12 protein-coding genes are annotated in these 12,781 nt (G+C 72.1%); 10 read left to right on the top strand and 2 right to left on the bottom strand.

The genetic code is table 11. The annotated features are described in order from the left end of the window. The first annotated feature begins 3 nt into the window (after positions 1-3). Together AB0L59_RS17620 and AB0L59_RS17615 are read left to right on the top strand one after the other, a co-directional pair. On the top strand, positions 4-513 hold the full coding sequence (locus AB0L59_RS17620) for an alpha/beta hydrolase (RefSeq protein ID WP_365584093.1): 510 nt from the start codon (positions 4-6) through the stop codon (positions 511-513). Between the two features lie 8 nt (positions 514-521). Continuing rightward, positions 522-1,061, top strand: coding sequence for a GNAT family N-acetyltransferase (locus AB0L59_RS17615; protein WP_365584090.1), 540 nt, complete (start codon positions 522-524; stop codon positions 1,059-1,061). Positions 1,062-1,068: 7 nt separating this feature from the next. Here the strand turns inward: AB0L59_RS17615 and AB0L59_RS17610 are convergent, their stop codons facing one another. Then, a complete protein-coding gene (locus AB0L59_RS17610; RefSeq protein WP_365584088.1) occupies positions 1,069-2,061 on the bottom strand; it encodes an NADP-dependent oxidoreductase in 993 nt (330 codons plus the stop codon). 104 nt (positions 2,062-2,165) lie between these two features. Here AB0L59_RS17610 and AB0L59_RS17605 point away from each other — a divergent pair, with 104 nt between their 5' ends. From AB0L59_RS17605 to AB0L59_RS17580, 6 genes are all read left to right on the top strand, one after another. Beyond that, on the top strand, positions 2,166-3,074 hold the full coding sequence (locus AB0L59_RS17605; RefSeq protein WP_365584085.1) for a LysR family transcriptional regulator: 909 nt from the start codon (positions 2,166-2,168) through the stop codon (positions 3,072-3,074). Positions 3,075-3,300: 226 nt separating this feature from the next. Then, positions 3,301-3,432 carry a hypothetical protein gene (locus AB0L59_RS17600; RefSeq protein WP_365584084.1) on the top strand — a complete coding sequence of 44 codons (132 nt, stop codon included), beginning with the start codon at positions 3,301-3,303 and terminating at the stop codon, positions 3,430-3,432. 86 nt (positions 3,433-3,518) lie between these two features. Further along, positions 3,519-4,562, top strand: coding sequence for a 3-isopropylmalate dehydrogenase (locus AB0L59_RS17595; RefSeq protein ID WP_365584081.1), 1,044 nt, complete (start codon positions 3,519-3,521; stop codon positions 4,560-4,562). A 246-nt stretch (positions 4,563-4,808) separates the two neighbouring features. Further along, the gene (locus AB0L59_RS17590) at positions 4,809-5,897 is read left to right on the top strand and encodes a branched-chain amino acid aminotransferase (RefSeq protein WP_365584078.1); all 1,089 of its coding nucleotides are present in this window, start codon (positions 4,809-4,811) and stop codon (positions 5,895-5,897) included. Between the two features lie 154 nt (positions 5,898-6,051). Further along, positions 6,052-7,122 carry a hypothetical protein gene (locus tag AB0L59_RS17585; RefSeq protein WP_365584075.1) on the top strand — a complete coding sequence of 357 codons (1,071 nt, stop codon included), beginning with the start codon at positions 6,052-6,054 and terminating at the stop codon, positions 7,120-7,122. A 33-nt stretch (positions 7,123-7,155) separates the two neighbouring features. Beyond that, positions 7,156-8,475: a lysine 2,3-aminomutase gene (locus tag AB0L59_RS17580; protein ID WP_365584073.1), complete on the top strand. Its 1,320-nt coding sequence runs from the start codon at positions 7,156-7,158 to the stop codon at positions 8,473-8,475. A 270-nt stretch (positions 8,476-8,745) separates the two neighbouring features. On the opposite strand, the gene AB0L59_RS17575 is transcribed toward AB0L59_RS17580, so the two are convergent. Further along, complete coding sequence (locus AB0L59_RS17575) at positions 8,746-10,179, bottom strand: cytosine permease (RefSeq protein ID WP_365584070.1); 1,434 nt, start codon at positions 10,177-10,179, stop codon at positions 8,746-8,748. 144 nt (positions 10,180-10,323) lie between these two features. Between AB0L59_RS17575 and ureA the strand changes: the two genes are divergently transcribed. Then, complete coding sequence (ureA, locus tag AB0L59_RS17570) at positions 10,324-11,046, top strand: urease subunit gamma (RefSeq protein WP_365584067.1); 723 nt, start codon at positions 10,324-10,326, stop codon at positions 11,044-11,046. After that, a complete protein-coding gene (locus AB0L59_RS17565) occupies positions 11,043-12,767 on the top strand; it encodes an urease subunit alpha (RefSeq protein WP_365584065.1) in 1,725 nt (574 codons plus the stop codon). The genes ureA and AB0L59_RS17565 overlap by 4 nt, the downstream gene beginning before the upstream one ends. The last annotated feature ends 14 nt before the right edge of the window (positions 12,768-12,781 follow it).

The following is a 12,781-nucleotide window of genomic DNA, read 5'->3' as shown; positions in this document are numbered from 1 at the left end:
CGGGTGAGCACGCTGGTCTACGTCTCCGGCACGGGCGTCGGTCCGGATGCCGACTGGCGCCCCGGCTTCCTCGCGAACCTCCACGCGCGGCTCGGCGAGACACCCGAACGGCTCGCCCGCCGGCGGGAGCCGAGTGGCGACCCGGACGTGGAGCGTGAGTGTGCCGTGCTCCAGTGGTCGGCCGAGTTCGAGGACCGCGAGCACGCCCTGGACCACGCCGGACGGATGGCCGAGCCCTGGTTCGGGATCGACCAGGCCTGCAGCAGGGCCCTGAACGACGAGCGTGAGCGGACTTGGGGCACGCCGGACCTGCGGGCCGCCTGTGCGGCCCTCGACGTTCCCGTCCTGATCATCGACGGCGCCCGTGACCTGCGCCCCCGCACGGCCGTCGACTCCCTCGCCGAGGCGCTGCCACGCGTCCGCCGGGTGATCCTGCCGGAGGCCGGGCACCTGCCGTGGGCGGAGGATCCGGACGGATTTCGGGAGGCGATCGCGGGCTGGGTCGCGCGATAGTGGTCCCCATGGCCGTCCGACTGCGTCTCGCCCACACCGCCGACCTCGAACCAGCCGAACTCCGCCGCGCCCGAGCCCTCTTGGACGCGGCCTTCGACGGCGACTTCTCCGCAGAGGACTGGGATCACGGGCTCGGGGGGATCCATGTGCTGCTCCAGGACGGGGCCGGCCTCGCCGCGCACGGCTCCGTGGTGATGCGGCGGATCCGGCACCGGGGGCGCTGGCTGCGCACCGGGTACGTCGAGGCCGTCGCCGTCCGTGCCGATGCGCGGCGCACCGGGCTGGGTGGCCGGGTGATGGCCGAGCTGGAGCGGGTGATCGACCGGGCCTACGACCTCGGCGCGCTGGCCGCGAGCGACGAGGGCGCCCTGCTGTACGCCGCCCGGGGCTGGCAGCGGTGGGGCGGGCAGGTGCACGCCCTGTCCCCGGACGGCGTCGTACGGCTGCCGGAGGCGGAAGGAGGCGTCTGGCTGCGCCCCGGGCTCGCCGGCCCCCTCGACCCGGCCCGCGAGCTGGTCTTCGACTGGCGGGAAGGCGACGTGACCTGACGGTGGCTCAGGCCGCTCGCACCAGCGTCTTGCCGGTGTTGCCGCCGCGCAGCATCATCAGGAACGCCGCCACGATCCGCTCGAACCCGTCGACCACCGTCTCGTCCGCCGTCAGCGCCCCGCTGCGCAGATGCGGTACGGCGAAGTCGTACAACTCGTCCTGCACGTCCCGGTAGTGCTTCACCAGGAAGCCCTCGATGCGCAGGCTCTTCTCCACGACGGCCGCGTGGTCGAAGAGGACGGGTGGAGCGGCCGGGGTGTTGTACTGGCTGATCGTGCCCACCCGCACCGCCCGGCCCCGCTCGCGCAGGGCGCCGATCGCCGCGCCGAGGTGGTCACCACCGACGTTGTCCACGAAGACGTCGATGCCGGTGGGCGCCGCCTCGCCCAGCAGGCCGGCGACCGGGCCGGCGCGGTAGTCGAAGGCGGTGTCGAAACCGGCCTGTCCCGTCAGGTACTTCACCTTCTCCTCGGTGCCCGTGCTGCCGATCACGCGCCCCGCGCCGAGCAGCCGGGCGAAGCGGCCGGTGGCCGTGCCGACCCCGCCCGCCGCCCCGGAGACGAACACGTCCTCGCCCTCGCGCAGCCGCGCGACGCGGGTCAGGGCGATGTACGCCGTCAGGCCCGTGCCGCCCAGCACGCTCAGGTACGCCGACAACGGCACCCCCGGGTGGTGCGGGAGCCGCCGGACCTCCGCCGGGCCCACCACGGCGTGGGTGCGCCAGCCCCGGCGGTGGAAGACGATCTCACCCTCGGGCAGCTCCGGCGTGCGGGAGGCGACGACCCGGCCGAGGGCGCGGCCCTCCAGCGGGGCGTTCAGCGCGAAGTCGCCGTCCATCATCTCGCGGTGGTACGGGTCCACGGACCACAAGAGGTTCTCCACCAGCGCCGTGCCGGACTCGGGTACGGGCACCGGGGACTCGGCGAAGCGGAAGTGGTCCGCGGTGGGGAAGCCGGTGGGGCGGGCGGTCTGCTGCACGGTGAGCGCGATCTCGGTCATGGCAGGGGACGCTAGGAGGGAATGCACCACGCGGGCAGGGGGTTGGGCTCATGGAACGCGCCGGTCCATGAAGCCGTCTCATACACGCAGGTGGGAGCCCTCGAGTGAGCGCAGTCGACCTTGCCCCGCAGGAGCTCAGGATCCTGGTCGCCGTGGCCGACGAGGGCGGGTTCTCCGCCGCGGCCGCCCGACTCGGGACCACCCAGTCCGCGGTCTCCCACGCCGTGCGCGGCATCGAGGGCAAGCTGGGTGCGGTTCTCTTCGAGCGCGGCCGGTTCGGGGCCCGGCCGACGGCCGCCGGGGAGCGTGCCGCCGCCCATGCGCGGCGGGTGCTGCGCATGCTCCGGGCCCTCGCCGCCGATGTCCGCGGCGCCGGCGCCGGCGAGGTGTCGGGACCCCTCAGGATCGCCGCGTTCCGCAGTGCCGCCCTGCATCTGCTGCCGCCCGCCCTGCAACGGCTCGCCGCCCGGCACCCCGGCATCGAGGTGAGCGTCACCGTCGTACGGGAACTGGGCGCCGGCACCGCGGGAGAGGTCGCCGCCGGGCGGGCCGACCTCGGGATCGCCACCCTGAGCGGGCCGCCGCCGGCCGGGCTGGTCGGCGGGGTGCTGCTGGAGGAGCCGTACTCCCTGGTGCATCCGGCGGGACACCCGGACCCGCGCGCGCTGCCCCTCGTCGACTGGGCGGAGAACTGCGGCTCCTACACCCGCAGCTGGTGGGCCGCCCAGGACTGGATCCCGGCGGCGACCGTCAGCGCCGAGGACGACGGGGCGGTGCTGTCCATGGTGGGCAGCGGGCTCGGCATGGCCATCATGCCCGCGCTCTCCCTCACCGGGGCGCCGCCCGCCGTCGGGATCACCGACCTCGGGCCCGAACGGCCGTACCGCCGCGTCGGTTACGTCACCACCCCGGAACTGGCCGCCACCACCGCCGTACGGGCCCTGATCCGCACCCTGCGTTCCCTCGGACAGTCCACCCCCGAACGCACGAATGCCCAGCTCAGAACGGTGTGAGGCGGCTCGCCGTCTCAGATAGTAGGAAGTCCGAGTAATTGTGCAGACAGAAGCGGGCCGCTCCCTTAGTTTTGTAGGAGCCGAACGTTCTCGCTCGATCCAGCGAACGGCGGTCGTGAGCCGGGCCCCGTGCAGGCAACCCCTGCGGCCCAGCGCTCCCCGCCCCTTCCGGCGTCTCGCAATCCGTCATTGCCGTACTCCACGTTGGATGAAGGAGTCGATTCCCATGGCCGAGACGACCGTCCGCCGCCGAGTCCGCCACGTGTCCCGCGCGAGCGAGTCCGACCGCAAGAACGCCGCCGACGCGCTGCAGCGCGCCCTCGACCGCCGCGACAACGGCGGCGAGACCGGCCACTGAGCCGGCGCCCGTCGCGCACACCCGTCCGGGTGTCCGTATGGCGGACGCGTCATGTCATTCCCTGGGACGAGGAGTAGGGTGCCCGCATGTCTCGCAGCATCGATCTCGCAGTGATTCCCGGGGACGGCATCGGGCAGGAAGTCGTGTCCGAGGGTCTCAAGGTCCTCTCCGCCGTCCTGCCGCAGGATGTGAAGCTGGAGACCAAGGAGTACGACTTCGGCGCCAGGCGCTACCACGTCACCGGTGAGACCCTCACCGACGACGACCTCGAGGCGCTCAAGCAGCACGACGCGATCCTGCTCGGCGCCATCGGCGACCCGTCGGTGCCGTCCGGCGTCCTGGAGCGCGGCTTCCTGCTCAAGCTCCGCTTCGCCTTCGACCACCACGTCAACCTGCGCCCCTCCAAGCTCCTGCCCGGCGTCGCCACCCCGCTCGCCGGCCAGCCGGAGATCGACTTCGTCGTCGTCCGCGAGGGCACCGAGGGCCCGTACACCGGCAACGGCGGCACGATCCGCAAGGGCACCGAGCACGAGGTCGCCACCGAGGTCTCCGTCAACACCGCCTTCGGCGTCGAGCGCGTGGTCCGCGACGCCTTCGCCCGCGCCCAGGCCCGCCCGCGCAAGAAGCTCACGCTGGTCCACAAGAACAACGTGCTGACCTTCGCCGGTCACCTGTGGACGAACATCTTCACCAAGGTGGCCCAGGAGTTCCCCGAGGTCACCACCGACTACATCCACGTCGACGCGGCCACCATCTACCTGGTCACCGACCCGGCCCGGTTCGACGTGATCGTCACCGACAACCTCTTCGGCGACATCATCACCGACCTCGCCGCGGCCGTCTCCGGCGGCATCGGCGTCGCCGCGAGCGGGAACATCAACCCCTCGCGCGAGTTCCCCTCGATGTTCGAGCCGGTCCACGGTTCCGCGCCCGACATCGCCGGACAGGGCAAGGCCGACCCCACCGCCACGGTCCTGTCCGTCGCCCTCCTGCTGCGCCACCTCGGCTACGACGGCGAGGCCGACCGCATCGACGCGGCCGTCGCCGCCGACCTGACCGAGCGCGCCGCGCTCGGGGCGCGCAGCACCGCGCAGATCGGCGACGCGCTCGCCGCCCGAGTAGCCGGCTGACCCGGCGCTCCACCACGAGAAGCCGCCGGGTCGGACGCCACCCGGCGGCTTTCGCATGTCCCCGCCGGGTGCCACCATCGACCCCTGGGCCGCTTTCACCCGCATTCCTTCCGCCGAGACCTCCGCGCGATAATCGAACGCGGAGCCGCGGTATGAGGGAAAGCTCGGACGTCCACGCACTGGCAAGCCGCAGTGCGGGGACATGAGCGCGGCCCGTCACGACAACCGGTGAAGGACACATCATCCATGACGACGCCCACGATCGAGCTCAAGCCCTCCGCCAGCCCCCTCGCCGCCGCCGAACGCGAGGCGATCCTGGCCAACCCCGGGTTCGGCCGCCACTTCACCGACCACATGGTGACGATCAAGTGGACCGAGGGACGCGGCTGGCACGACGCGCAGCTCGTCCCGTACGGCCCGATCTCCCTCGACCCCTCCACGCACGTCCTGCACTACGGCCAGGAGATCTTCGAGGGGCTGAAGGCCTACCGCCAGTCCGACGGCTCGATCGCGCTCTTCCGTCCCGAGGCGAACGCCCGCCGCTTCCGCAGCTCCGCCCGCCGCATGGCCATGGCCGAGCTGCCCGAGGAGCTGTTCATCGCCGCACTGGACGCGCTGCTCGCGCAGGACGCCGACTGGGTCCCCCCGCACGGCGGCGAGGAGTCCCTCTACCTGCGTCCGTTCATGTTCGCCTCGGAGACCGGGCTCGGCGTGCACCCGGCGAACGAGTACCTGTTCATGCTCATCGCCTCGCCCTCCGGCGCGTACTTCGCCGGCGGCGTGAAGCCGGTCACCATCTGGGTCTCCGAGGACCACGTCCGCGCCGTTCCCGGCGGCACCGGCGACGCCAAGACCGGCGGCAACTACGCCGCGTCCCTGCTGCCGCAGGCCGAGGCCGCCGCGCACGGCTGCGACCAGGTCGTCTACCTCGACGCGGTCACCCGCACCAAGGTCGAGGAGAGCGGCAGCATGAACGTCGCCTTCGTCTACGGCGACCGGATCGTCACCCCCGCCCTGACCGGCTCGATCCTGGAGGGCATCACCCGCGACTCCCTGCTCCAGGTCGCCCGCGACCTCGGCTACACCGCCGAGGAAGGCGTGATCACCCTGGAGCAGTGGCGTGCGGACGCGGCCTCCGGCGCCCTCACCGAGGTCTTCGCCTGCGGCACCGCCGCCGTGGTCACCCCGATCGGCCACGTCAAGACCAAGACCGACGCGTGGACCCACGGCGACGGCACCCCCGGCGAGGTCACTCTCCGCCTGCGCCAGGCTCTCCTCGACCTCCAGCGCGGTACGGCGGAGGACAAGCACGGCTGGATGCACAAGATCGGCTGAGGTCCGCTTCACCGGCTGTCCGACGGGAGTGAATGGTGCGCGCGTTCGAGGCGTACCACCACTCCCGCCCGGGTATCCACCCCTTCCGCGGGGGCGGGTGCCCCCTGCGGACACGCATCCGGGGGTGAGCACCCGACACGGGGGAGGGGCGCACGTGAACGCATGGTCGCCGGTGCCACGACTGCGCTGGTTATGGCGTGCCCTGCGCACCCCGCGCCGGCCGCAGAGCCTCACCGCGCTGCTGGCGCTGGCGGGCTGTGCCGGGCTGCTGCTGTGGCGGGCCTCCGGCATGGACGCCTACCAGCAGAACCTCTTCCTCAACCTGGGCACCGACCTGGTCGGCGTGGTCATCACCGTGTTCGTGATAGGCCCGCTGATCTCCCGGGCCCAGGAAGGCCGGGTCCGGGAGCACACCCGGCTCGACTACGAGTGGTTCGCCTCCCAGGTGCACGGGGCGACGGCCTGCGTGAAGGTGCTCGACACCTTCTCCAACCTGTTCGGGCCGCAGTTCTCCGAGCGGCTCTTCCGGGGAGTCAGAGCGGCCACCGCACACGGGGCACGGGTGCAGATCCTGCTGCTGGACCCCGACTCGCTCGCGGTGATCCTGCGCGGCCGTGAACTCGGCGAGCAGAGCGCCGACATCCGTCGCGACATCATGCGCAACCTGCGCACGCTGGACCGCTTCGCGCGCCGCCTTGACGACACCTCCCGGGCCCTGCTCGAGGTCCGGCTGTGCCAGACGTCCCCCGGTGTGACGCTCTACCGCTGGGACGAGCGCTGTCTGGTCTCCTTCCTCACGGTGGGCCGCCTCTCCGGCGAGGGTGTCCAGCTGGAGGTCGCCGTCCGCTCCCCGCTCGGCACCTTCGTCGAACAGCGCTTCGACGAGCTGTGGGGGCAGAGCAAGCCGATGGAGCACTTCGCCCGGCTGCCGCTCACCCTGGTCGACGCCACCGACGGCCGCCGGGACTTCCGCTGCGCCTTCGTGTCCGTCGAGGACCGCCTGTATGTCGCCGGGTCCGACCTGGTGTCGTACATGGCCCGGCACCGCCTCGACCAATTGTCCGCCTACAGCACGTCCTTGACCGTACCGGGTGCGCACGAGCTGATCGTGGTGGACGACGAAAGTCCACTGCACGCCTTGCTCATCCAGCACTTCGCCGAGAAGTACGATGCGTCGGCGACCGCCTTCGTGGAGTTGCGGCCGCCGGTCCTGGTCACGGAATAGCGGACCTGGCACAGAATAGAGGCACTGGCACAGATGAGTTCAGCGCTCCGCCCCGTTTCGCACGCGCAACCCCGGTATCGCGCCTTCACCCCCCGTGACCTGGACGGCCTGCTGGGCCGGGTGTCCCTGCCGCCCGCCGAACGGCTGGCCCTGCGGGCCGTCTCGGCGGTCCTGCCCTTCCGCACCAACTCCTATGTGGTGGACGAACTGATCGACTGGTCGGCCGTCCCCGAGGACCCGGTCTTCCGGCTGACCTTCCCGCAGAGCGGCATGCTTCCCGCGCACGACCTGCGCCGGATGGCGGACCTGCTGGCGCGGGACGCGCCCCAGTCCGAGGTCCGGCGCGCCGCCCACGAGATCCGGATGCGGCTCAACCCGCACCCCTCCGGCCAGCTCGACGCCAACGTCCCCGTGCACGAGGGCCGACGCCTGACGGGGCTTCAGCACAAGTACCCCGAGACGGTGCTGATCTTCCCGCGGCAGGGCCAGACCTGCCACGCCTACTGCACGTACTGTTTCCGCTGGCCGCAGTTCGTCGGCGAGTCCGAGCTGCGCATCGCCACCGACGACATCGCCACCACCGGCGCCTATCTGCGCGCTCACCCCGAGGTGAGCGGCACGCTCATCACCGGCGGCGACCCGCTGGTGATGAGCACCGAGGTGCTGCGCCGCTACGTGGAGCCGCTGCTGGAGATCGACACCGTCCGCGCGGTCCGGATCGGCACCAAGTCGCTCGCCTTCTGGCCGTACCGCTTCCTCACCGACCGGGACGCCGACGACCTTCTGCGGCTCTTCGAGAAGGTCGTCGCGAGCGGCCGCCACCTGGCGCTCATGGCCCATTTCACGCACCCGCGGGAACTGCGCCCGCCGGTGGTCCGGGAGGCGATGCGCCGAGTGCGGGACACCGGGGCGGTGATCCGCTGCCAGGGCCCGCTGGTCGCCGGGATCAACGACAGCGCCGAGGCGTGGGCCGAGCTGTGGGAGGAGACGACCGCGCTGGGGGCGGTGCCGTACTACCAGTTCGTGGAGCGGGACACCGGCCCGCAGGGCTACTTCGGGGTGCCGCTGGCGCGTGGCCACGCGATCTTCCGGGACGCCTACGCCCGGGTCTCCGGGCTCGCCCGTACCGTGCGCGGTCCGGTGATGTCGGCGATGCCGGGCAAGGTGTGCGTGGACGGCGTCGCCGAGGTGGCGGGCGAGAAGGTCTTCGTGCTGCACCTCATCCAGGCCCGCGACCCCGAGCTGGTCGACCGGCCGTTCTTCGCCGCGTACGACGAGGGCGCGACCTGGTTCACCGACCTGAAGCCGGCGTTCGGCGCCGACCGTTTCCTGCCGGGACTGGAGGTGGGGTGAAGTCATGGCGCGACGACGAGGGATCCCGTCGTGAGGCGCGACGTCTGCTGACGGCCAGGGCCCGAGCGGTGGCCCTCGCCGTCGAGCCCAGCGCGGTCCGGACGCACCTGTACGTGCCGTACCAGCCGGCTCGTCCCCTCACCTCGCACCGCCACACGCTCAGGAGCACCGCGGGATCGGGGACATGCCGCTGCCGGGACGATCGCCGCACGGCGGCACGGCGTGCGGCCTCCGACCAGCCGACTGCCGCAAAGGCGTGACCGGGTGCACCTAGAGCCGGCTCTCGGCGCCGACCGGTTCCCGTTCGGGCTCGGCGTGCGCCGGTGCCGGGCGGAGGGTGAGGAGCAGGTGGGTCAGGCCGCCCACCGCCCCCGACAGCAGGAAGCTGCAGTCCACCCCGCCGGTCAGGTGCAGCAGGGGTCCCTGGTACGACGGCAGGGACACCGCCAGCAGACCGACCCCGGCGCCGAGAGCCCAGGAGACGGTCGCCCGTACGTTCCAGCCGGCCCGGTACCAGTAGATCCCGCCACGAGAACGGCGGTTGAAGACCTGCAGGGCGTCGGCGTCGTACACGCCGCGGCAGCGGGCGAAGCCGATGAGGGTGATCACCGCCCACGGGGTGCCGATGGCGGTGAGCAGCAGCACGAAGGACGTCATCGCGGACTGCGCGTTCCACGCGTAGTGGCCGACGAAGACACAGACCGTGGCCACGATCGCGACCGTGTAGGTGGCGCGGGCGCGGGACGCCCTGGGCAGGATCGCGTCCAGGTCCAGACCCATCGAGTACAGCATCAGACCGGCGTTGCCGACCGACCCGGCCGAGGCGGACAGCAGCAGCGGGATCAGGTACCAGGCGGGGGAGGCCGCCACCAGGGACCCGGCGTAGTCGAGTGCCGCGTGGGCGCCGTACGCCGTGAACGTGCCGAACAGTTGCGGCACCAGCAGGCCCAGGATCAGGCCCGCCCAGGTGGCCCGCAGGACCCGGCGGTCGGAGTGGCGGGCGGGGGAGATGTAGCGGGTGTAGTCGCCGAGCAGGGTGATGAAGGCGACGGGACCGGACAGGCCCGCGGCCACGGCGGACAGGAACCAGGTCGGCCAGAACGAGCCCAGCAGATAGCCGCCCGTCTGGGGCATCGCCGCGGTGCCGAAGTGCGGGGCGTAGGCGAAGACGCCGAGGACCAGCAGGACGGTCATGCCGATGGCCAGGACCTTGGACATGTTCAGCAGCACCCGGTAGCCGTACACCGCGCCCGCGACCGTGGCGCCGGCGAGCACCGCGTAGACGACGGCGTACGACACCCCGTCGGCGGGCAGTCCGAACATCCGGCCGAGCACACCGATCATCACGTCTCCGCCGATCCACACCGTCAGCGCGGTGTAGCCGAGGGCGAGGAGCAGGCCGACGACCGAGCCGACCAGCCGGCCCCGGACGCCGAACTGGGCGCCGGAGGAGGTGGAGAGGTTGGTGGCGGTGCGCAGCGAGATCAGTGCCAGCGGCGCCGTCACGGCCGTACCGACGAGGGTGCCCGCCACGATCGCGCTCACCGACGCCCACCAGCCGAGTCCGAAGGACGGCGGCAGCCAGCCGAAGATGATCACCCCGAGGCAGAGGTTGGAGCCGAGCAGGATCGAGACGAGGTCGCGCGGACCACTGGTCCGCTCCTCGTCCGGGATGGTGTCGACTCCGCGCTGTTCCATCGGCATGGCCAGGTCTCCTTCGACTATCGCCAGAGAGTTAGAGCGACGTTCAATGTCAAGGAAGCTTCGCCTGGAGTCAATGCTTCTGTTTCATGAATTCTGCGTTTAGAGTGATGCTCTAATCTCAGGATGGCAAGGAGGTGCCGCGAGGTGAGACTGACCCCCACGGAACGTGACCGGCTGCTGCTCTTCGGAGCCGCCGAGCTGGCCCGGGCCCGCCGGGCGCGCGGTCTGAGGCTGAACGTGCCGGAGGCGACCGCGCTGATCGCGGACACCGTCTGCGAAGCCGCCCGTGACGGCCGGCGGCTCGCCGAGGCCATCGAGGCGGCCCGCTCGGTGCTCGGCCCCGAGGACGTGCTGCCGGGCGTCGCCGACGTCGTCACCGAGGTGATGGTCGAGGCGGTCTTCGACGACGGCTCCCGGCTCGCGGTGGTCTCCGACCCCATCGGCGGGGGCCTCGGCGAGCGGGCCCCGGGCGCGCTGCTGCCCGGGCCCCAGCACACCGACCCCGAGCCGGCCGTCCGGGTCACGGTCACCAACACCGCGACCGTGCCGGTCTCCGTCACCTCCCACTTCCACTTCTTCGAGGCCAACCCGCGCCTCGACTTCGACCGCGCGGCCGCCTACGGCATGCGGCTCGCCGTGCCCGCCGGGTCCTCCGTCCGCTTCGGGCCGGGGGCGAGCGAGGAGGTCGGCCTGGTGCCGATCGGCGGCGAGCGGATCGCCATCGGCTTCGCCGGACTGGTCGACGGGCCGCTGGACGTGCCCGGAGCGAAGGAGGAGGCCCTGCGCCGGGCCGCCGCATGCGGCTACCTCGGCGTCACGAACGCCGTCACGAACGCCGTCACGCCGGAAGGAGGCGAGGACCGATGAGCCGCTCGAAGGGACGAGAGGTGAGCCGGGCGATCCACGTCGACCCGCACGCCTACGCCGCCACCCACGGTCCGCGCGCCGGCGACCGCATCCGCCTCGGCGACTGCGGTCTCACCGTCCGCGTGGAGTCCGACTCCCAGCGCTACGGCGACGAGTTCCTGGCGGGCTTCGGCAAGACCGCCCGCGACGGACTGCACCTGAAGGCCGCCGCCGTCCGCGAGACCTGCGACGTGGTCATCAGCAACGTCGTGGTGATCGACCCGGTGCAGGGGATCAGGAAGGTCTCCATCGGCATCCGGGAGGGCCGCATCTGCGCCGTCGGCCGGGCCGGCAACCCCGACACCCTCGACGGCGTGGACGTCGTCGTCGGCACGGGCACGTCGATCGTCTCCGGCGAGGGGCTCATCGCCACCGCCGGCGCCGTCGACACTCACGTCCACCTGCTGTCGCCGCGCATCATGGAGGCCTCCCTCGCCTCCGGCGTGACCACGATCATCGGGCAGGAGTTCGGCCCGGTGTGGGGCGTGGGCGTCAACTCGCCCTGGGCGCTGCGCCATGCCTTCAACGCCTTCGACGCCTGGCCGGTCAACATCGGGTTCCTGGGCCGGGGTTCGTCCTCCTCGGACGCCCCGCTGATCGAGGCGCTCGCCGAGGGCGGCGCGTCCGGCTTCAAGGTGCACGAGGACATGGGCGCCCACACCAGGGCCCTCGACACGGCGCTGCGGGTCGCCGAGGAGCACGACGTCCAGGTGGCCCTGCACAGCGACGGTCTGAACGAGTGCCTGTCGGTCGAGGACACCCTGCGTGTCCTGGAGGGCCGGACCATCCACGCCTTCCACATCGAAGGCTGCGGCGGCGGACACGTCCCCAACGTGCTGAAGATGGCCGGCGTCCCGAACGTCATCGGCTCCTCCACCAACCCCACCCTGCCCTTCGGCCGGGACGCGGTCGCCGAGCACTACGGCATGATCGTCTCCGTCCACGACCTCAAGCCCGACCTGCCCGGCGACGCCGCCATGGCCCGCGACCGCATCCGGGCCGGCACCATGGGCGCCGAGGACGTGCTGCACGACCTGGGCGCGATCGGCATCACCTCCTCCGACGCCCAGGGCATGGGCCGCGCCGGTGAGACCGTCCGCCGCACCTTCGCCATGGCCGGCAAGATGAAGGCCGAGCTCGGGCCGATGGAGGGCGACGGCGAGGGCGACGACAACGCGCGCGTCCTGCGCTACATGGCCAAGCTGACCATCAACCCGGCCATCGCGCACGGCCTCGCGCACGAGGTCGGCTCGATCGAGGCCGGCAAGCTCGCCGACATCGTGCTCTGGCGCCCGGAGTACTTCGGCGCCAAGCCGCAGCTGGTCCTCAAGGCCGGCTTCCCGGCGTACGGCGTGGTCGGCGACCCCAACGCGGCCACCGACACCTGCGAACCGCTCGTGCTGGGACCGCAGTTCGGCTCGTACGGCGCCACCGCGGCCGACCTCTCGGTCGCGTTCGTCGCCCGGGCCGCCGTCGACCAGGGGGGCGACCGCATGCCCTCGCGCCGGCGCCGGGTCGCCGTGCGCGGCACCCGCGGCATCGGCCCGGCCGACCTGCGGCTGAACGCCCGGATCGGCGCGGTCGACGTCGACCAGCGCACCGGCCTCGTGACCCTCGACGGCGACCCGCTGCGCTCCGAGCCCGCCGACTCCGTCTCCCTCAACCGCCTCTACTTCCTGTAAGGATCCGGGACTCC

Origin of the sequence: Streptomyces sp. NPDC052109 (assembly GCF_040680195.1) — a bacterium.
In the GTDB taxonomy this organism is placed as follows: domain Bacteria; phylum Actinomycetota; class Actinomycetes; order Streptomycetales; family Streptomycetaceae; genus Streptomyces.
The sequence above is the reverse complement of the archived record's forward strand: the minus strand, read 5'-3'. Positions and strand labels throughout refer to the sequence as shown.

Bases quoted from the DNA above. Each gene is read 5' to 3' on its own strand.
- AB0L59_RS17600 (WP_365584084.1), top strand. From the start codon at position 3,301: ATGGCCGAGACGACCGTCCGCCGCCGAGTCCGCCACGTGTCCCGCGCG.
- AB0L59_RS17565 (WP_365584065.1), top strand. From the start codon at position 11,043: ATGAGCCGCTCGAAGGGACGAGAGGTGAGCCGGGCGATCCACGTCGAC.
- AB0L59_RS17580 (WP_365584073.1), top strand. From the start codon at position 7,156: ATGAGTTCAGCGCTCCGCCCCGTTTCGCACGCGCAACCCCGGTATCGC.
- AB0L59_RS17610 (WP_365584088.1), bottom strand. From the start codon at position 2,061: ATGACCGAGATCGCGCTCACCGTGCAGCAGACCGCCCGCCCCACCGGC.
- AB0L59_RS17595 (WP_365584081.1), top strand. From the start codon at position 3,519: ATGTCTCGCAGCATCGATCTCGCAGTGATTCCCGGGGACGGCATCGGG.
- AB0L59_RS17575 (WP_365584070.1), bottom strand. From the start codon at position 10,179: ATGCCGATGGAACAGCGCGGAGTCGACACCATCCCGGACGAGGAGCGG.
- AB0L59_RS17590 (WP_365584078.1), top strand. From the start codon at position 4,809: ATGACGACGCCCACGATCGAGCTCAAGCCCTCCGCCAGCCCCCTCGCC.
- AB0L59_RS17615 (WP_365584090.1), top strand. From the start codon at position 522: ATGGCCGTCCGACTGCGTCTCGCCCACACCGCCGACCTCGAACCAGCC.